General features: G+C 55.4%; 12 protein-coding genes. 3 read left to right on the forward strand and 9 right to left on the reverse strand.

The genetic code is table 11. From position 1 onward, the window contains the following. Positions 1-42 precede the first annotated feature (42 nt). From BD749_RS13500 to BD749_RS13510, 3 genes are all read left to right on the forward strand, one after another. Positions 43-2,397, forward strand: coding sequence for a glycoside hydrolase family 20 protein (locus BD749_RS13500; RefSeq protein WP_101445158.1), 2,355 nt, complete (start codon positions 43-45; stop codon positions 2,395-2,397). A gap of 125 nt (positions 2,398-2,522) precedes the next feature. Continuing rightward, positions 2,523-5,207, forward strand: coding sequence for a glycoside hydrolase family 2 protein (locus BD749_RS13505; RefSeq protein ID WP_101446610.1), 2,685 nt, complete (start codon positions 2,523-2,525; stop codon positions 5,205-5,207). Positions 5,208-5,286: 79 nt separating this feature from the next. Next, on the forward strand, positions 5,287-7,587 hold the full coding sequence (locus BD749_RS13510; protein ID WP_101445161.1) for a GH92 family glycosyl hydrolase: 2,301 nt from the start codon (positions 5,287-5,289) through the stop codon (positions 7,585-7,587). Between the two features lie 88 nt (positions 7,588-7,675). Here BD749_RS13510 and BD749_RS13515 read toward each other — a convergent pair whose 3' ends face one another. From BD749_RS13515 to BD749_RS13555, 9 genes are all read right to left on the reverse strand, one after another. Further along, positions 7,676-8,767, reverse strand: a complete 1,092-nt coding sequence (locus BD749_RS13515; RefSeq protein ID WP_101445164.1) for a glycoside hydrolase family 10 protein — start codon at positions 8,765-8,767, stop codon at positions 7,676-7,678. Further along, positions 8,764-9,933, reverse strand: coding sequence for a carbohydrate-binding family 9-like protein (locus BD749_RS13520; RefSeq protein ID WP_245869202.1), 1,170 nt, complete (start codon positions 9,931-9,933; stop codon positions 8,764-8,766). The genes BD749_RS13515 and BD749_RS13520 overlap by 4 nt, the downstream gene beginning before the upstream one ends. Before the next feature lie 161 nt (positions 9,934-10,094). Further along, the gene (locus BD749_RS13525) at positions 10,095-11,951 is read right to left on the reverse strand and encodes an alpha-L-fucosidase (protein WP_245869205.1); all 1,857 of its coding nucleotides are present in this window, start codon (positions 11,949-11,951) and stop codon (positions 10,095-10,097) included. A gap of 43 nt (positions 11,952-11,994) precedes the next feature. Then, the gene (locus tag BD749_RS13530; protein WP_218972552.1) at positions 11,995-12,759 is read right to left on the reverse strand and encodes a copper homeostasis protein CutC; all 765 of its coding nucleotides are present in this window, start codon (positions 12,757-12,759) and stop codon (positions 11,995-11,997) included. After that, the gene (locus BD749_RS13535) at positions 12,740-13,717 is read right to left on the reverse strand and encodes an isoaspartyl peptidase/L-asparaginase family protein (protein WP_101445166.1); all 978 of its coding nucleotides are present in this window, start codon (positions 13,715-13,717) and stop codon (positions 12,740-12,742) included. Before BD749_RS13535 ends, BD749_RS13530 begins: the two co-directional genes overlap by 20 nt. 82 nt (positions 13,718-13,799) lie before the next feature. Then, entirely contained in the window at positions 13,800-15,236 is a 1,437-nt protein-coding gene (locus BD749_RS13540) for a glycoside hydrolase family 125 protein (protein WP_101445169.1), read from the reverse strand. Between the two features lie 102 nt (positions 15,237-15,338). Beyond that, a complete protein-coding gene (locus BD749_RS13545) occupies positions 15,339-17,642 on the reverse strand; it encodes a glycoside hydrolase family 20 protein (protein WP_101445172.1) in 2,304 nt (767 codons plus the stop codon). A 127-nt stretch (positions 17,643-17,769) separates the two neighbouring features. Next, a complete protein-coding gene (locus BD749_RS13550) occupies positions 17,770-19,368 on the reverse strand; it encodes an alpha-L-fucosidase (protein WP_245869206.1) in 1,599 nt (532 codons plus the stop codon). A gap of 183 nt (positions 19,369-19,551) precedes the next feature. Further along, complete coding sequence (locus tag BD749_RS13555; RefSeq protein WP_101445178.1) at positions 19,552-21,090, reverse strand: sulfatase family protein; 1,539 nt, start codon at positions 21,088-21,090, stop codon at positions 19,552-19,554. Between the last annotated feature and the right edge of the window lie 195 nt (positions 21,091-21,285).

Below are 21,285 nucleotides of genomic sequence, written 5' to 3' on the forward strand. Positions count from 1 at the left end.
ACATACTACATAATACATCTCTAAAGCACTAACCAATTTAATATGAATCCACGCTTCAGGAAGAAGATTGCCAGTTTAGCCGTCGCCTGTGCCCTGGCAGGCTTGACAGGACCACTCGCATTCGCACAGGGTCAGCAGAAATCCGCTCCCCAACAAACCGTTTCTATTATTCCGCAGCCAGTTAAACTGACCCAGCAAAGTGGCAGTTTCGCGCTGGGGAAGGAGACGAAGATTATTGTTGATCCCAAAAATGACGAGCTCCGTAAAATCGGGGAATACCTGGCCAAGCACCTACAGGAAACAGCCGGCCTGCAACCGACGGTGCTCCAAAAAGCACCTGACAAAAACAGCGGCAAGCACATTTACCTGACGCTTAACACCCCCATCGACACGTTGGGCACCGAGGGTTATACCTTGGAGGTAACACCGGACAAAATCACGCTGAGCGCCAAAGCGCCCCAAGGCCTTTTCCTGGGCACGCAAACCATCCGGCAGTTGCTCCCAGCCTCGAAGGCAAACGTCCCAATTTCCATTCCGGCGCTCGAGATCGTGGACAAGCCCCGTTACCAGTGGCGCGGCATGCACCTGGACGTAGCCCGTCACTTCTTCCCCGTGGAGTTTGTAAAAGAGTACATCGACTACCTGGCCATGCACAAGATGAACACCTTCCATTGGCACCTGACCGAGGACCAGGGATGGCGCATCGAGATCAAGAAATACCCGGAGCTGACCCAGGTGGGCGCCTACCGCGACGGCACCCTGATCGGGCACTACAGCAACCAGCCCCACCGGTTCACCAACGAGCGCTACGGCGGCTACTACACCCAGGAGCAGATCAAAGACGTGGTGAAGTATGCCCAGGAGCGCTACATCACCGTAGTGCCGGAGATCGAGATGCCGGGCCACGCGGTGGCCGCCCTCACCACCTACCCGCACCTTTCCTGCACCGGCGGGCCGTTTGAGGTAGAGAAGAAATGGGGTGTGTTCGACGATATTTTCTGCGCCGGCAACGAAGAGACATTCACGTTTCTGGAAAACGTGATGACCGAGGTGCTGGACCTTTTCCCAAGCAAGATCGTGCACATCGGCGGTGATGAGGCGCCAAAGACCCGCTGGAAAGAATGCCCGAAATGCCAGAAGCGCATCGCCGACGAAGGCCTGAAGGACGAACATGAGCTGCAAAGCTATTTCATCCAGCGCATGGAGAAGTTCTTAAACGCCAAGGGCCGCACGATCATTGGCTGGGACGAGATACTGGAAGGCGGTCTGGCACCGAACGCTCTCGTGATGAGCTGGAGAGGCACCGAAGGGGGAATTGCCGCCGCCAAGCAAAAGCACTATGTGGTGATGACGCCCGCCTCGCACGTATACTTCGACTATTACCAGGGCGAGCCAAGCCTGGAGCCGACTGCCATTGGAGGCCTGGTGACTATGGAAAAAGTATACTCCTTCGAGCCAACTCCGGCCGAACTGAGCGCTGATGAGAAAAAGTACATCCTGGGTGCGCAGGCCAACTTATGGACGGAGTACATCCCGAGCACCGAACACGTAGAGTACATGGTTTTCCCGCGCATCTCAGCCCTGAGCGAGGTGCTTTGGACGCCGGCCGCCAAAAAGGACTGGGACAGCTTCCAGGCACGCATGCAGCAGCAGTACAAGCGCTACGACGCAATGGGCATCAACTATGCCCGCAGCACGTTCAACGTGAAACAACAGATACAGGTAGATCCTGCCAAAAGCGTGGCTACCGTTCACCTGAACACAGGTGCCAAAGGCACGCAAATATTCTACACGCTGGACGGCTCCGAGCCGACCACAGCTTCACAAGCATATCAGGGCCCTGTGCAACTGACAAACTCTGCGGTGATAAAGGCTGCTTCTTTTGACGAAAAGGGGGGGCTGTTGAGCAAGGTGAGCACGAAAGAACTAGACATGCACAAAGCTTTTGCGCACACGGTGGAACTGAAGCACCCGCCCCACCGCAACTATACTGCCGCCGGTCCCACCACCCTCGTAGATGGGCAATTGGCTTCTAACAGCTTTACAAACGGGCAGTGGCTTGGCTTCCTGGGCACCGACGTGGAGGCCGTGATCGACCTAAAGGAGAAACAGCGCATCAACCGCATCACCAGCTCCTACCTGCAAACGAAAGGCGATGGTATCTATCTGCCAAGCCAGGTGGAGTTCGCCATCTCCAAGGACGGCAAAAAGTACCAGACCGTGAAAGTGGTAAAAGAGCTGACAGATAAGCCCGGCGTGTTCAAGGAAGTGCTCACAGCGGAGGTACCTAACAAAAAGGTGCGCTTCATCAAGGTGACCGCCAAAAATCCGCTCCCCGGCACGGAGCAGGACAAACGCAAAGCCTGGTTGTTCACAGATGAGATCATTGTAAACTAAGCTTTCCCGGCCTGCACCAGAAAGGCAGGCTTCATTACAAGTAAATGAAGCCTGCCTTTTTCTTTCCGCAGCAATATCCTATTTTTACACTAGCCAAAAGTGTCCAGAACCCTCACCCTGACTGCATGACAACTTTTACCATCTCCCGCTTTTTAAGCTTATTTATCTGCACGCTCTTCGGCCATGCGCTCCTTGCTCAGAGCCAGTACGAGCTTAAGGCTGGGTGGATGAGTGCGCCCATCTCCCAGGTAAAGGAGAAAGGCGAAGCCATCTCCACGTCCTCCTACTCCACCGCAGCATGGGCCCCAGCCGTGGTGCCGGGCACCGTGCTCACCACGCAGCTACACAACAAACAGATACCCGACCCCTTTTATGGGATGAACAACGAGCGTATACCTGATATCTACACCACGGGCCGCGAATACTATACCTATTGGTTTGCAAAGGACTTTACAGAGAGCACCCCGCAGAAAGGGGAGCAGGTATGGCTGCACCTTCGCGGCGTCAACTACAGCAGCGACGTATACCTCAACGGACGAAAGCTGAACGAAAAGACCCACCATGGGATGTTCCTGCGCCAGACCTACAACATTACCCCCTACCTGGCTAAAGACGGCAACAACCGCCTGGCCGTGTTGGTATACCCACCCGACCCGGTGGGAAAGCCTAACGGCGGGCAGGGTGGCGACGGCACCATCGCTCGGAACGTGACCCACCAGTATGTGGCCGGCTGGGACTGGATACAGCCGATTCGCGATCGCAACACCGGCATCTGGGATAAGGTGATCATTGAGAAGACAAAGCAGGTAAACCTGAAAAACCCGCACGTCATTACCCTGGTGCCCGGCAAGCGCAAGCCCAATGGGCCACAGCAACCCGCCACCGTGAAGGTAACGGCGGAACTGGAGAACCCAACATCCGAAAAAATCCGTGGTGTGCTGCGCTATACCCTGGATGGAAAGACCGTCTCCAAGAAAGTAAGCCTGCCGGCCAATAGCACACAAAAAGTTGCACTGGACGACCTGGTGCTCCAAAACCCGAAACTGTGGTGGCCGAACATGTACGGCCCGCAGCACCTCTACCCACTCCATTTACAATTCCTAGTAAACGGCAAAACCGTGTCGGACGAGGAAACGGTGCAAGTGGGGGTGCGTGAGATCCAAACCGTGTGGAACGAGCGCACCCGCAGCATGCAGGTGAACGTGAACGGGCAGCCCATCTTTATCAAGGGCGGCAACTGGATCATTTCGGATGCCATGCTCCGCTTCTCAGATGCCCGCTACGACGCCGAGGTGCGTTACCACCGCGACATGAACCTGAACCTGATCCGCATCTGGGGCGGCGCCCTGGTGGAGCGCCCCGAGTTTTACGAGGCCTGCGACCGGTATGGCCTGCTCGTGATACAGGACTTCTGGATGACAGGCGACGCCAATGGCCGCTGGGTGGACCCCCTGAAAGCAGACGACCAGTGGACCCGCCGCAAATACCCGGACGACCACGGCCTGTTTCTACGCTCTGCCGCAGACCAGGTGAAGATGATCCGGAACTACCCCTCGCTGGCCATGTGGTGCGGCGGCAACGAGATCACACCGCCCGCCGGTATCCTCACCGCCCTGCAGGACTCCATCCTGCCCGAACTGGACGGCACACGCTGGTTCATCCCCTACTCCAATGCCGACAGCATGTCGTTCAACACCATCGGCGGCAACGGCGACGGGCCTTATACCATCCAGCCCATCAGCCAGTTCTGGGCCTACCGCACCTGGCCGTTCAACTCCGAGGTGGGCTCGGTAGGCGTGGGCGACCTGGAATCGCTGGAGCGCTTTATACCCAAAGAGAACCTGGTGGCACCGCAGTACCTGGGCAAAGACCACAAACCGTCTGAAAAAGTGGATTCCGTTTGGACCTACCATACCTATACCGGCGTGGGCTACGAGCAACATATCCTGCCCTACGGCGCCCCTACCGATATTAGGGACTTCACCCGCAAGGCGCAACTCGTGAACTACGACCAGTACCGGGCGCTGATGGAGGGCTTCAGTTCCCACATGTGGGACTGGTACACGGGCACCATCATCTGGAAGACCCAGAACCCCTGGACCTCCATGCGCGGCCAGATGTACGACTATTACCTCGACCCGAATGCTGCCCTCTTCGGTTTGCGTAATGGTGGTGAGCCGCTCCATGTCATGTTCGACCCGGTGGACAGCATGGTGATGGCCGTGAATAACGGCTTTGAGATGAAGCGCGACCTGATGCTGGTCGCTACCGCCTACGACATGGCCGGCAAGAGCACCTCACTGGGACAGCTGATCGTGGAGATCAACCCGTCCACAGCAAAAAAATACTTCCCGCTAAAAGGTAACCTCAGGCGCCTCGGAAATGAAAAAGGCGTTTTCCTGTCGCTCCGTTTACTCGACCTGGACCAGAACGTAATCAGCAACAACTTTTACTGGCTGCCAAACGCAGCAGGCAACTACACCGGCCTGAACGAGCTGGCGAAAGCAAAAGTACATGTGACCGCCAAACAGATAGAGAAAGGGAAAATGGAGGTAACGCTCAGTAACCCAGCTACCAACACGGTTGCTTTCTTCAACCGCGTTTCGCTGATAGACCCGCAAACCAACGAGCGTATACTGCCCGCATTCTACAGCGACAACTATATCTCGGTTCCCCCGGGAGAGCAGCAGCGCATTACAGTGGAATACACTCCAGTGGAAGGCGCGGCATCACCCGCTATCACAGTGGAAGGCTGGAACGTGGAGAAACTAACCCTGCCTGTAACGACAACTGGCTCAGCCGGCCGTTGATACGCTAGCGACAGAGCAACTGAAATGCTATACCTGAACGACTTTATACCTTGACAACCCTATACCTAAAACGAACCCGATGCACCTGAAAGCTTTCTCCAGATTAAAAGCCGCTTTCGTTGTGCTGGCCTGCATCTTTGCAGCCTGCACAGCCACCCACCAGCAGGACAATCCCTCCTCCACCGCCTCACTGACCAAGTACGTAGATCCCTACATCGGCAGCAGCTATCACGGCCATGTGTTCGTGGGGGCCAACGTGCCGTTTGGGGCGGTGCAGCTGGGCCCTACCAACATCACGCAGGGCTGGGACTGGTGCTCGGGCTACCACTACTCTGACTCCACCATTGTGGGCTTTGCGCACACACACCTTAGCGGCACGGGCATCGGCGACCTGGGCGACATAGCGGTGATGCCCGTGACGGGCCAGGTGCAGCTTGTGAAAGGCAATGTAAAGCAGCCGAACAGCGGCTACTATTCGCTATTATCGCATGACGAGGAGACGGTGCGCCCAGGCTACTACGCAGTCAGGCTAAAGCGCTATGATATTGCCGCCGAACTCACCACCACTCAGCGTGTGGGCTTTCACCAGTATACCTTTCCGGCATCAGAGGAGGCGGGCATCATCATCGACCTGAAGGAGGGCATCGGCTGGGATTCGCCCACCGAAACGTTCATTGAGCAGATCAACGACAGCACACTGGCAGGGTACCGTTTTTCCAAGGGTTGGGCAAACGACCAGCGCGTCTATTTCACCGCCGTCTTCTCCAAGCCAATCGGCAAGTTCGAGAGTTATCAGGTATACGACACGGCTGCCACCTCGCCGACGCCAGCCGCTAAAGGCAATCGCATCAAAGGGATAGCGCGCTTTAAAACCCAGCAGGGCGAGAAGGTAAAACTGAAGGTAGGTCTCTCGCCAGTGAGCACAGAGAACGCCCTAGCAAACATACAGGCCGAGCTGCCCCACTGGAACTTCGACAGGGTGGTGTCCGAGGCCGATGCCGCCTGGAACAAAGAACTGCAAAAGGTGCGCATCGAGGCCCTGGATTCGGCGCAGCTCCGCACCTTCTACACTGCGCTGTACCATACCCTGATTGCCCCGTCCATCTTCAACGACCACAACGGCGACTACCGCGGCACCGACAAAAAAGTATACCGTAACGCTGATTTCACCAACCTGACCACTTTTTCGCTCTGGGACACCTACCGGGCCGCCCACCCGCTCTACACCATCCTGCAGGCAGACCGCGTAAATGACATGATCAACTCCATGCTGGCCATTTACCAGCAGCAGGGCAAGCTACCCGTTTGGCACCTGATGGGCAACGAAACCAACACCATGGTGGGCTACAGCAGCGTGCAGGTGGTGGCCGACGCCATCCTGAAAGGTTTTGACGGGTTTGACCACGCCCTTGCTTACGAGGCCATGAAAGCCACCGCCATGGGTGACGAGTTCGGGCTTACCTGGGTCAAGAAACAGGGCTTTATACCTGCCGACGAGGAGGTAGAGAGCGTAGCCAAGGGCCTGGAATACGCTATCGCCGACTGGAGCATCGCGCAGGTGGCCAAAAAGATGGGCAAACAGGAGGACTATGCCTACTTCAGTAAGCGCGGTAGGTACTACGCTAACTATTTCGACCCGCAAACCCACTTTATGCGCGGCAGAATTTCACAAAATGAATGGCGCACCCCGTTTGACCCGTTCCGATCTGAGCACCGCAAAGATGACTACTCAGAGGGCAACGCCTGGCAGTATACCTGGCTGGTACCGCAGGACGTGGAGGGGTTAATCAATTTACTGGGTGGCGAAGAGGCTTTTGCGCAGAAACTGGACTCCCTCTTCACAGTGGAGGGCGATATGGGCGAAGAGGCCTCCAGCGACATTACAGGCCTGATAGGCCAGTATGCCCACGGCAACGAACCGAGTCACCATATCACCTACCTATACCCCTACGTGGGCCAGCCCTGGAAAACAGCCGAAAAGGTGCGCTTCATCGTTAGGAACATGTACTCTGATAAACCAGACGGATTGATCGGCAACGAGGACGTGGGCCAGATGTCTGCCTGGTACATTTTCTCCACGCTTGGCTTTTACCCGCAGAACCCCGTGAACGGTGCCTATGTGTTCGGTAGCCCCGCCGTTAAGCAGGCGACGCTCACCCTGCCGAACGGAAAGGTGCTGGAGCTAGAGGCCCTTAACAACAGCCCGGAGAACAAGTATATCCAGCGGGTAACACTGAATGGCAAGCCCTATACTAAAACGTATGTCCTACACAAAGACCTGATACAGGGCGGCAAGCTGGTGTTTGAGATGGGACGCCAGCCGAGCCCTACCTGGGGTGTCGCTAAAGAAGACTGGCCCCGCTCAACACCTGGTGAGTAAGGTATAAGCCCCAAAATAAACAAAAGCCCTGCCCCGGATTGCCTGGACAGGGCTTTTGTTTTAATCACTTTAGTTTATTTAACTGGCGCTATCCTCTCGCCGAGGCCCGCTCCAGGGCCTGTAGCACCTGCTCGTTCACATCCCCGAAGATAGAGATACCTGCCGCGCCGTTCTGAAGTGCATACTCCATGCCCTGCTGCAGCTCTTGGTTGTCCTTAAAATCAGGCAGGTATAGCCCAGCGTAGAGCGGGAATTTCCCATTCAAGAAGTGCAGTCCCTCTGCCACGGCGTCCCCGATCCAGCGGACGTCCTCTTTGTAGAATCCGTGGTAAATCATGGGATATACGGCATTCAGGTTCCAGTTAGTCCAATCCTGGCGCACGATGCGGCGGGCCACCTCGGGCGTCGGGAAAACGGCGGCGGTAATGGGTTTCTTTTTCTCTTTGGCCACTTCGGCAAGGTGGTTCACAATGGCATTGACTGCGTTGTAGCGGAACAGTCGCCACGAAAGGCTGGCCTCCGGGTACTCCAGTTCCTCAACAGCCTGCCCACGCCAGGCTTTAAATTTAGCGCGGCATACCTCGCAGTAACAATAATCATATTCCGGCAACTCTTTTGTTTGCTCGATTTTATACGTGTCCCAAAGGTTTACAGGAAGAATCACGTCGCAGAAACGCACGTAGTCCAGGTGGATGCCGTCGATGTAGTCTTTGCTGAGAATGTTGCGCACGTCCTCGGCCAGGTATTGCTTTACCTCTTCGCGGGAAGGGCATAGCCAGCGGTAGTAGTTGACATAGGGCGGCTTGTCGGCACAGGACTCACCCTTGCGGTTGCGGGCATACCAGTCGGAGTGCTTTTGCAGGAGCTCTTTCTCACCCCTGTTCATGGTCCACATCCAACGGTGCGCCTCCAGTTTGCTGGCTTTGGCTGCCCGAAAGTGCTTCTCGCTGTCGGCCTCGAAAAAGATGCCCCGGATACCTGCCTTGTAAAAACGGGCATACTGCTGTTGCAGGTCAGACACCTTGTCTGCTTTGTTGGGCCTTACCCATACCCAGTGGCGGAGTTCTTTTTTTGCTGCCGTCCCAGTTGCTGCCACAACCCCAAAGGCAGGTGCCGCAGGTATACTGGCCGCCAGACCGGCCACTACCCCAGCTTTCAGAAAGCTTCTTCTCGATTTCATAGGAGACCCTTTATCTTGTGTACAAATCCGTTTTCATTGATACCCCATACCTGACCGTCGGTACCCTGTATGGCCGCCATGAATTGCAGCGTGCCCGCCTCCAGCATCATCCGATTTTCCTGCCCCTCTACCTGCACGACAGAGCTCTCCAGGCCCAGCTCTTTGAGTGATTGGCTATACCTGCCATGCTTGCCAAAGTATTCTTTTTGACGGTAATACACCAGCCACAGGTACTGCTTCTGCCGCTCGGCATGGGGCAGGCTAAAAGCAACGGGACTATTCCCAGCAGCTTTTCGTGTGAAGTACAAATAGCCCCACCGCTCTGGCAGGTGCATGTTGACCACTCCCTGCGGCGACCATACCCAGTTATGCTCTGGCAGTGGTTTCCCGTCTTCGGCTTTGCGCTTAACATACCTGCCATCCTCGACGTCCACATCCCATTGCACCCTTGAGAAGTTGATGCGCCACAAGGTTCCTTCTTGCGGCACTTTCGTGTGGTTGCCTATGGTCACGGAGCGGAAGGGAATGGCCATTTCCACGGTCCAACCCTCGTCTGTATCGGTGGTGTTGTTCAGCGTACCCTGTACCTGCACTGCCGACTTCAGCCCATGCATGTCCCAGGCTATCAGGGCGCCATTGTTGTTGCGGTAAGGCTTGGACATGAACAAATCAAAAATCGTGTTCAACGCATTCACCTCCACCTCAAAGTACTGGTGCGTGTCATTGTCAGGGTCGATGAACACCTCAAAATCGTTGTCGTGGAAAACCACCTCGTCGTGTTCGGTCAGGGTGGCCCACACATGCGGGTCTTTCAATTCCGCGGCAATGTATAGGTAGGTATTGTCCCAGGCCATTTTCACGCGGGTAAGGTAAGACGGCGCTGGTTTTGTGTCGCCCTCTATATCGGTAAAGAGGTCTGTCCAGACGGCCTGTTGCCATACCTCATCATCCAGGTGCCCATCTATGGCTGGAGCCGTGTCCGTGAAATGGGCAACGTAGTGTCTGGGCTCAGTGAACAGGTGCTCCAGGCCTTCGAAAGGTGATACGGATGATAGGGGCTGGCTTATGTAATGGCTGCCCTGCTCCTGCTCAATAGATGAACGTGCCATCTGCGCGCAACCCGCTCCGATAAAGGCCAGAAAAAGCACTATGCAATATTTTATCATGTCATTGGTTATACAGCCTGTTTTCAGTATACCTACCGAAAAGCGTTGCCATCTTTAAACTCACCTCTCCGTTTTTCCTCCTTTATAAGGGTAATGCGGAATGATGCGAAGCCGCTTTGGCTCACAAAAAAAATCAGAAGGTAGTTGAGCTTTCCGTACATTCAATTACTCTCGATGGGCTTTATCTCCTCCCGGTAGAGCTCCACAGGCCTATCCAACAGTATGGCGATCACGGTCAGGTCATCGTCCAGCAGCTCGTGCGGCACATCGATGTAGGCAATGCCAGGGATGTCGCTCCAGTACTGCTTGTTGAAAATCTCGTGCCCCAGTAAGGTGCCGTTGCCCACCACCCTAATGCGCTGCAGTTTATTTTTAAGCCCCTTGATGGCGATAGGCCCTGTGGGTTTGCCTTCCACGAACAGGTATAGCGTCTGCCTGTCCGCTGACAAGGAAGTGGCCCCTTCGTAATGCCCGGCAGGCAGTCCTGGGGAGGCTTTGTACAGCGTCTCAGCATGTTTGCGCACCCAGCGCTCTACTCCCGCATCGGCCAGCTTCAACTGCTTCACATCCGTGCCGTCTGCCTGTAGTGAGGTATTCTGGAAAGGATTGTGCCCCGCCTGCAGGTTGTCGGCCAGTTGGCTAATGGTGCGGTTTCGCTGTACATTATCCAACTTACCTGTTTGCTGCAGTGTCGTCAGCTCCACTTTCGTTTGTTCTGGTAATGTTAATTTCAACGGTTCTTCAAAGAACAGGGCCAGCACTGTCAGCTGTGCATCATAGGCTTGGGCAGGCACCTGCATGTAGGTGGTGTTTCCCTGCTTTTCATAGCTGGCAACTGCATTGGTCCCCACTACTTTCACCTCTTTCACTGGCGTGGCGAGCCCCTTCACCCGCACCGATTCCGCTCCCTGATGCTCAACGAACAGGTATAGCGTTTTGCGATCTTTGGATAGGGTGGAGTTACCATGGTAGTGCCCCTCAGGTATACCCGCCACCGTCCCGTAAATAGCGTCTGCATGTTTGCCCGTCCAGCGGCCCAGTTCCTTCAGAATCGCCACCTGTTCCTCGGGTATAGTGCCGTCTGGCTTGGGCCCGATGTCGAGTAACAGGTTGCCGCCGTTGCTAATGCAGTCGGCAAAGGTGCGTATAATCTGGTTGGGGCTCTTGTAGTGACGGTCGTGCGGGGAGTAGCCCCAAGAGTCGTTCATGGTGAGGCAAAGCTCCCAGTAGGGGTCCTGCGGCCGTACCACAGGCACACCCTGCTCTGGGGTGGCATAGTCGCCGTAGTGGTTCAGGCGGGAGTTCAGAATCACATTCTGGTTATACCCCAGCAGCATGTCCCGCACCTTAGCCGACTCCCATTCCTCGGCACTGTGCTCCCAGTCGCCATCGAACCAGTACAGGTCGGGGTTGTAGGTTTTGGAGAGTTCGCGCAGCTGCCCCTGGTAGTAGTGGAGGAACTTCTTCCAGCGGCGCGGCTCCTGGGCCAGCGTATAGCGTTTTTTGGTCCGCGTGAACACATCGTAATCGGCATGGCTCCAATCAGGCAGCGAGTAGTAGAAGCCCGTCTTCAGGTTCTCTTTCCGCAGCGCCTCCACAAAGGGTGTGAGCACATCCCGTTTGGCAGGCGTGTGTTTTTGGGTATTGATGCCGCCCATTTTGCTGTCCCAGAGCGCCACCCCATCATGGTGCTTGGTGGTGATGACGGCATACCGTGCGCCCGATTCCTTTATCAGCTTCGCCCATGCCGCCGGTTGGTAGTTGGCCGCCGTGAACCCATCGAGCTGTTTCATGTAGTCCTCGTGGCTGATGTAGTTATTGAAAAAGGACCAGGACTCGGGAATGCCGTTGACGGCATAGATGCCCCAGTGGATGAAGATGCCCAGCTTAGCGTCGCCAAACCATTGCATTTTATCAGCCTCCTGCGCTGGGTTTGCCTTTTTTGACTGGGCAAAGCAAAAATTACCGCTCAGGGCAAAGAGAACAAGCAGCCATAGTCTGCACTTCGTTACCATCATAATTAGTGTCTACTTTAAGCCTTTTTGATTTAATACACGGCGGCTATTCCTCAAATGCTGTGCGCATGGCACGCACCTGCACTACGTCGGCCACCAGTTGCTCAAACTCCGAAAGGACGCTGTTGCTGGACATGGGCGGGTAGTCTTTGCGGAAAACCATGCCGCTTTCCACAGCCGTTCGCACCGAGGCATGCACCTCGCTTACCCCTGTTCTGGCCACCAGCTCCCGCACGTTTGCAGGACTCACACCGCCCCCGGGCATAACGCTCAGCCTACCTGCTGCGCGCCTGTTTAGCTCTTTTATCAGATTAGCCCCCTGCAATGCGGACTCCTGCTGCCCAGACGTAAGCAGACGCTGTACTTTTAGCTGCAGCAAGTCATCCAAAGCCTTATAAGGGTCTGCCACCAGATCGAAGGCTCGGTGAAAGGTAACGTTCATCGCACCAGCCGCTTCCATCAGTTCCTGCGTAAGGGCCAGATCAATATTCCCCTCTTTTGTCAGGGCACCGATGACCACGCCATCGACGCCCAGGTCCCGGCAGACCTGTATATCGTGCTTCATGACGGCGCATTCGGCTGCCGTGTAGAGAAAGTCACCGCGGCGGGGTCGGATAAGGACGTGCAACCCGATGCGGATGCTGTTGCGCACCACCGCGATCATACCCGCACTCGGTGTGGTGCCGCCACCCGCCAGGTAGTCGCACAGCTCCACCCGCTGCGCCCCACCCGTCTCAGCAGCCAGGGCCGAGGCGACAGAGTCCACGCATATTTCCAGTGTCAGGGGTGTTTTAGAACTTGCTCTTTCCATCCAGTAGTTTCACACCAGCATGATCCTGCACGGCGTAGTTAAATCCCTTGTGAATGCAGTAGCCGCCATATTCGCCTTTTTTGTTCAGGGCGATAAAGCCAACCTGTAGGTCTTTCACGTCTTTGTGCTTGGCGATGATGCGCTCTACTGCCAGGCGGCAGGCTTTCTCGGGAGAGTTGCCCTGCCGCATCAGCTCCACCACCAGGTGGCTGCCCACCATGCGGATAACTGCCTCACCCAGACCAGTAGCCGTAGCAGCCCCCACTTCATTGTCCACAAACAGGCCCGCCCCGATGATAGGGGAATCGCCTACGCGACCATACATTTTGTAGGCGGCGCCGCTGGTGGTGCAGGCACCTGCCAGGTCGCCGTTGGCATCGAGGGCCAGCATGCCGATGGTATCATGGTTCTCGATGTTGATGACAGGCTTGTACTTTGACTCCCGCAGCCAGTTTTTCCAGTCTTTCTCGGAGGCAGGCGTGAGCAGGTTCTCTTTCGGAAAGCCCTTTTCGAGCGCAAACTGCAGAGCGCCCTCTCCAACCAGCATCACGTGCGGAGTATCTTCCATCACTTTGCGGGCCACAGAAATCGGGTGCTTGATGTGTTGTAAAAACGCCACGGCGCCGCAGTTGCTGTCCTTATCCATAATGCAGGCATCCAGCGTTACGTGGCCCTCCCGGTCAGGGTAGCCGCCGTAGCCCACGGTGCGCACCTCGGGGTCTGCCTCTGGCACGCGCACACCTGCCTCTACGGCATCCAGTGCGCTTCCTTTTTGGGATAGTATCTCCCAGGCAGCCGCATTGGCAGGTATGCCATGGTTCCAGGTGGAAATCACCACAGGCTTGTTTGTTTTGGCTACTCCCAGCGTACCAGCAAAGGCGCGCTCAAAAGGAAATCCGCCGCCCAGAATAGTCGCTCCCAGGGCGGATAGTTTTATGAATTTTCGTCTGCTATTCATCTTCTATAGTTCTGTTATCGAAAGGTATGTGGCTGCTGTACCCCATAACCAGGTATGGCAGCCTAAGGCATGTGCTTTCCTGTTATGCTCTGGCTTTGAGTATATGTGGTCGTTCGGCATGCAGCTTCAGAATCAACTCACCGAACAACGTATTGGCCCAGGCAAACCACTCCCTGGTAAACTTAGTCGGGTCGTCTTTGTGGAACGTTTCGTGCATAAAGCCTGTGCCCGCGTGGGTGTTCTTCAGGATCTGCAGGCAGTTCTTTATCTCTTCATCAGACTGGCTGGTCATGGCCTGCATGATGATGCTCATCGGCCAGATCATCTCGGGCCCCACATGCGGACCGCCAATGCCCTGCCCTGCCTTGCCCTTGAAGAACCAGGGGTTGTTCTCGCTCAGTACAAACCTGCGGGTGTTCAGGTATACGGGGTCGTCAGCGGGGCAGCAACCCAGGTAGGGCAATGAGATCAGGCTTGGTATGTTGGCATCGTCCATAAACAGTTTGTTGCCGAAACCGTCCACCTCGAAGGGGTATACCTTGCCAAAGTTCAGGTGCTCGGCCACGGCATATTGCTGCAGGGCTTTCTCCACTTCGTTGGCCAGGGCGGTACACTCGCTGGCGAACGCGCTGTTCTTTTTTATCTGCTGGCTCATTTCAGCCAGTTGTCGCAGCGAGGTAACGGCAAAGAAGTTGGAGGGCACCAGAAACAGGTAGATGGTGGCATCGTCGGAGGGGCGAAACGTGGAACAGATCAGACCGACGGGGTTTATCGGAAAGCCGTACCCAGCGCCCGCCACGGTATCTGTCTGCTTCGGTGTTTCGCGCTGAAAGGTATAAGGCCCCTTTCCCTCCTTGCGTTGCTGCTCCTTAAAGGTCTTCACGACCAGTCGCATGGCTTTGTCCCAGTCGGCATCGAAAGGAGCGGTATCCCCAGTGGTTTTCCAGTAGTGGTAGCCCAGCCTGATCGGGTAGCAAAGCGAGTCTATTTCCCATTTTCGCTCATGCACGCCGGGCTGCATATCCGTCAGGTCTGTGGCCCATTCCCCTTTTCGGTTCGGGTCGTCATAAAAGGCGTTGGCATACGGGTCTTGGAGGATATAGCTGGTCTGTCGGTTCACGACGCCAGCCACCAGATGCTGGAGGGCCTTGTCCTTTTTCATCAGGGGCAGGTAAGGCCATACCTGGGCCGAGCTGTCGCGCAGCCACATGGCATCGATGTCGCCCGTGATGACATAGGTATCGGGGCGGCCGTTTTTCTCACGGTAGGTTACGGTGGTGTCGAGCGTACTGGGGAGACAGTTCTCGAACATCCAGGCCAGTTCGGGGTCGGCTATGTCTTTTTTCACGTCCCTGATAACCTTTTCAACCGCCTTGCTCGTGAAGTTGCGCTGGGCGCTGGCGGGGCGCTGGCTCACAAATTTGTCCCGCTGGGTGAACGACATGAACGAAAAGCCTGTAGCGGCGATGCCAGCCGTAGCGAGGGCGCTTGTCTTTACAAAATCTCTTCTTGTAGGCATAAGGATGGAACTGCTTTTAGTCAGGATATTTGTTTTGGTGTATCGCTATTAAAGATAGTGATTTCAGTATTCATTTATGGGTTCAAAGTAACGTCCATGGCGCTATCGCACGATTATTTCATCGGCGAATAGCCAGGCCGCCTCTCCCGCTCCGTTATGGCCCTCCGGCATGGCGGTGAGGTGATAAGCCGTTACCCGCACATACTTTGCTTTTTGCCTTGGAAACTCTGCCTTGAAATCGTAAATGGTGGCCTGCTGCACGTTCGGCGAGACTGGGTTTTTCACGGTCTTCACCTCTTTGAAATTGACACCGTCGGCCGACACCTCAAACTTCACCGCGGTCGGCAAAAAGATCCAGTCGCGGTAGTGCTGCAGGCAGCCCAGGGCGATGCTGGAGATGTTTTTTGCCGCTCCCAGGTCTATGGTGGCCACCAGGTCTTTTCGGCTGAAGCCGTGCCAGTATTTGCCCACAGCCTGCCTGCCGCGCACGCCGTCTGTCAGCGAGTTGGGGCCATCGGCATTGTAGTGCTTGCTCACAGGGTTTTCGTAGTGCACATCCCGCCCGATGGCCTGGTGCATGCTAAACGACTGCTCTGCCGGTTTCAGCCCCATCACCTTGCCCTCCACCACGGTCACTGCCTTCAGCACCACCGACGAGTCGATTGGAATGGCTTGCGTATACCTGCTGCTTTGCGTGGTGGGGGCTGAGCCGTCCAGGGTATAGTATATGTCCCCGTTCATGGCTTCGGTAAAAAGACTCACGGTGAGCTTACCCCCCGCTGAACTTGGTTTGATATCCACCGTGAAATTGCCTTTGGAGTAGTTCAATCCTTTTTGGTCAAAAGCCCTGAACTGGGGTTGCAGGCGTCTGTTGAAACTTCCCCAGTCACGGCTCCCCGGTGGCGACCAGACTACCTCGGCCAGGGCCAGCATGCGGGGCAGCACCATGTACTGTAAGTGCGATGGTGTGGTGATGTACTCCGCCCACACATTGGCCTGCGCACCCAGCACGTGCTTTGCCTCGGCTGCCGTAAGTTCCTTAGGTATAGGCTCATAGTCGTACACTTTCTTCAGCGTGTTGAATCCCCCGATGGCCAGTGGCTCTCCTTCCGGGCCAGCCTGGTACTGGTCGAAATACACGGGGTTGCCAGGCGTCATGATGACGTCGTGCCCCATCTTGGCCGCCTCTACCCCTCCGCTCTCGCCGCGCCAGCTCATCACGGTGGCCTGCGGGGCCAGTCCTCCTTCCAATATCTCATCCCACCCAATGATGCGGCGCTTCTTTGTGAGCAGGTAGTTTTCCATGCGCTTGATGAAGTAGCTCTGCAACTCCTCCACGTCCGCAAGCCCTTCGGCGGCCATGCGTTGCTGACATTTCGGGCACTTCTTCCACCCTGATTTGTCTACCTCATCGCCGCCGATGTGCACATACTGCGAAGGGAACAGCTGCACCACCTCGTCCAGCACATCCTCCAGAAACGTATACACCGCTTCGTTGCCCGGGCAGTAGTTGGAGGCCATGTTGGTATAGTCGCCGCCCGTGAGTGGGAGCTGTGACTTTCCTTCGCAACTCAGGTGTGGGTAAGCGGCAATGGCAGAAGCCACGTGACCTGGCATCTCAATTTCCGGCACCACGGTTACGTTGCGCTGTGCGGCATAGGCCACTATTTCTTTCACCTGCTCCTGGGTATAGTAGCCTCCGTAGGTGGGTTCATCTCCTGGCCTGGCCTGCGGTCTTGCATCCCAGGGTTTGTCGGTGTGGTCCACACGCCAGGCGCCCACCTCGGTCAGTTTCGGGTATTTCTTGATTTCAATGCGCCAGCCCTGGTCGTCTACCAAGTGCCAGTGCAGGGTGTTCAGTTTATAGGCTGCCATCAGGTCGATGTACTGCTTCACGACCGCTGGTGAGAAGAAGTGACGGCTCACATCCAGGTGCATACCGCGCCAGGCAAAACGGGGGTAGTCCGTTACGGTCATAGCGGGCACTTGCAGCGCCGCGTTGGTACGCACGGCTGGCAGTGTTTGCAGCACTGTCTGTATGCCGTATACAATGCCTGCTTTAGTATTGGCCTTTATGCTTATCCTGGCAGGTGTCACCTCTAGGGTATACCCTTCTGGCCCTAAACCTTCTATGCGCTCAAGGGTCAGGCTGATTGTTTTGCCTTTACCCTTTCGGATGGGAAGTTCGTGGCCGGATAGCTCGCTGATGCGTGCCGCCAGAAACGCAGCGGCGGGCTTCAACTCCTTTTTTTCATTTTCCAGATATATAACAGTCTCCCTGTCAATCACGAAGCTGCCGTCGTGGTGAGCTATGCGCACAGGTTGCGGTATGATGCCTGCAGGCTCCTGCGCCAGTGCCAGCAGGGGAATCAAAAATGCGAGTAGAAGGGGAATCCGCTTTATCATGTCTGTTCAATCTTTCCCAATCAGGGTTTAGGGTTATGTGTCATCAGAAGGCTATACCTGCCAAAGCAGGCAGTGTCGGTGCTTCGGTATACCTAAATGGTAATTTGTGTTATCCTTGCCTTTCAGCTTACTCCTGTTTGTTGGCTGAATAGTTTGCCCCAGAAAGGGCGTTCTTGTACAGTCCAATTTCCGAAATGGTCGGGTTCAACCGCGATGACGCAATGCGCAGCCTTACTTTACTGGCCGTTACAGGCTCAAAACGTAGCAGTCGTTTGTAGCCGACGGTGGTACCCTCGGTTGCCTTTTGCCACTGCCCTTCCTTCCAGTACTCAAACGTGAACTTTTCAATGCGCTGTCCCACGCTGATGTTTTCCTGTAGCATCAGCACGTCGAAGGTCTGCTCTCCTTTGAGCCGCAGTTCAATAATGGCGGTGGTATCTTTTGCGGATTTGGTCGTAAAGTGCGTATCGTACTTGCCGTCGAGCAGGGCGTGCTTGTTCCTACCCGCCGCTTTCACTTTGGCTCCGTTCGCAAAGTTCCTCGCAAAAGTGTCTTGGCGCAACTTGGCCCAACCCTGTAGTGCTTTCACATCGCTTTCATGGATCAGCCCCCGGGTGTCGGGTGGAATGTTGAGCAGGAGCACGCCGTTGCGGCCCACCGAGCTGTAATAGATGTCCAGCAGCTTCTCGGGCGACTTCACTTTATCGTCTTCGCCCGGGTGGTAGAACCAGCCCGGACGAATGGACACGTCTGTTTCGGCGGGGTACCATACAAGTCCCTTGGCGTTGCGGATCTTTTCACGGCTGCCCAAAACTTCCCCGCGCATGTCGCCCTGCGGCTTAAAGGCAACGGCTTGCTGCGAATTGGCCGCCACAGCTTCCTGTTCCAGGTTATCGGCAGGCACAACACTCCACTCAGTTTCGCGTCCGTAGCCCGTCTCGGTGCCCACCCAGCGCACATCGGGTCCCATAATGGCAATCGTGGCCGTGGGCTGCAGCTTGCGGATGTGCCTGTACCAGCGGTCGAAATCGTATACCTGCTTTTTTCCGTTTGGTCCCTCACCGTTGGCACCGTCGAACCACACTTCATCTATCTGGCCGTAGTTTGTCAACAGTTCCGTCAGCTGCGCCACAAAGAGGTCGTTATAGGCGTCGGTGCCGTACACGGGTGAGTTCATGTCCCAGGGCGACAGGTATACGCCTACCCCAAGCCCATACTCCTGGCAGGCCTCCACGACTTCCCGCATCACATCGCCTTGCCCGTTCTTCCAGGGGCTGTTCTTTACCGAATGCTCCGTGGTGGCAGTGGGCCAAAGACAGAAGCCATCGTGATGCTTGGCTGTCAGGATCACCTGCTTGATGCCCGCTTCCTTGGCCACGCGCACCCATTGGCGGGCATCGAGCTGGGAAGGATTGAAAATTTTAGGATCTTCCTTTCCCGTGCCCCACTCCCGGTTGGTAAAGGTATTGACGCCGATGTGGAAGAAAGCGGTGAGTTCCAGCTGCTGCCAGCGCAGCTGCCGGGGTGTTGGCACCACGTTCGCAGCTTTGCGGATGATGTCGGACTCGGTGTCATTCGGGCGGATGATATAGAAGTTTTGTTTATCGTCTGTTCCCTGTGCCAGCACCTGGGGTGAAGTGACCAAAAGGATGCACAACATGCCAGCCACCAGACATTTCATGCCACCACAAAGGCAAGTTGAATATGGGTATTGTATTCTCAGCATCAGTTTATCGTAAAATCAGTTTATCGTAAAAGCTGCATTTACTCATTGCATATATCCATGTGACCATGCCAGTCGTCAGTGTGTCGCCCTTTTCAATTGACAGGCCCGCTTGAGAAAACCGTGGTAGCAAACCCTGTCTATGCTCCAATGCGAAAGGCGCATGCTCCGTAAGCACCATGCATGTCAGGAGTTCCCACTGCCTTTCTCCAGTAGCTGCCTGGCTTCGTCATCCTCGTACTTTTTAATCATTTCGCGCAATTGGCTTCTGAGTTTGGCGGTAATTTTCTCATAGCCCTTTTGCCCGTACAAATTATTCATCTCCTGCGGGTCTTTCTCGAGATCATACAGTTCCCACGACTCCACTCTTTTGTAGAAACGAATCAGCTTGTAGCGTTCCGTCCTGATGCCGAAGTGAGGTGATACAGCGTGCTCGCCGTTCTCATAGTAGTGGTAGTACATGGCTTCGCGGCCCTTGGCCCTAGGCTGTTGCAGGTATTTCAGAAAAGACTCGCCCTGCATCTCGTTCGGGATGCGCACGCCGGCTGCATGGAGCATGGTAGGGGCTATGTCGAGGTTCATCACAAACTGCCCCAACTGTGAGCCTGGCTTGACCACAGCGGGCCAGCGCACCACCATGGGCGTGCGGAACGACTCCTCGTACATGAAGCGCTTATCAAACCAGCCGTGCTCCCCCATGTAAAAGCCTTGGTCGGAAAGGTACAGCACAAGGGTATTTTCGGCGAGCCCGTGCTGGTCTAAGTAGTCCAGCATACGGCCGATGCTGCGGTCCATGGAGGCAGCTGTGGCCAGGTAGTCACGCATGTAGCGCTGAAACTTCCACTCCACCAATGCCTTGCCCTGCAGGTTTTGGGCCATCAGGTCTTCATAGATAGGCTTGTAATAGGCCTTAAACCTGGCTCGCTGAGCTTCGGTCATGCGGGTGATGTTACCGTCGCTGATCTTGTCGTAATCGGGGAACATCTTCAGGTCATATCCCATGATCATGGTTTTGTCTATGGTCATGTCCTGCACAGTGGCGGCCTCGCGGTTTTTGTAATGATCGTAGAAGTTGGCGGGCAGCGGAAAGGTCTTGCCATCGAAGATCCCCATGTCATTGAGGTCGGGCATCCAGGTACGATGCGTCGCCTTGTGGCCGATCACGAGAGCAAAGGGTTTAGTCTTGTCACGGCTGTCCAGCCATTCCTCTGCCACATCCTGTGTCAGACTTGACACATACCCCTCGATGCGCTCGCGGCTGCCGTCCATGTTAATAAAGTCCGGGTTAAAGTAGTGGCCCTGCCCCGGTAGTATTTTCCAGTAGTCAAAGCCCTGCGGTTCAGTTTCCAGATGCCATTTGCCCACCCAAGCTGTTTGGTAGCCGTTGTGGCCCAGTTCTTTCACAAAGGTGTTCTGGCTCCCGTCGAAGCTGGAGTTTTCGTTGTCCTTGAAACCGTTTTTGTGGCTGTACTTACCCGTCAGGATCACGGCACGGCTTGGCCCGCAGATCGAGTTGGTAACATAGGCCTTGTTCATGATCGCCCCTTCCCGGGCGATGCGATCTATGCTGGGCGTCTGCATCAGATTGCCGCCATAGGCACTGATGGCTTGGTAGGCATGGTCATCAGACACAATGATGACAATGTTGGGCCGCTTGGCGGGTTGCTGTGCGTAAGTAGAGAATCCGTACCCTAATACCGTGATCAGGCATAAAAAAGTCTTCATTATAGCATGTCGCTGTATCATGTAGCCTGGAATTAAAGGGTAAAGGGCTGCTCAACCCGTAACGGGATGGCAGCCCCTCTCACCTAATTAAACTCTAATCTATCACCACTTATACTAATCTTATCAATAATACACTGCACATGCAGTTGCTGAGATTCACTTGCCCTTCGGGCCCAAAGCCTGATGGGCACCATA

The organism is Pontibacter ramchanderi (assembly GCF_002846395.1).
Classification (GTDB): Bacteria; Bacteroidota; Bacteroidia; order Cytophagales; family Hymenobacteraceae; genus Pontibacter; species Pontibacter ramchanderi.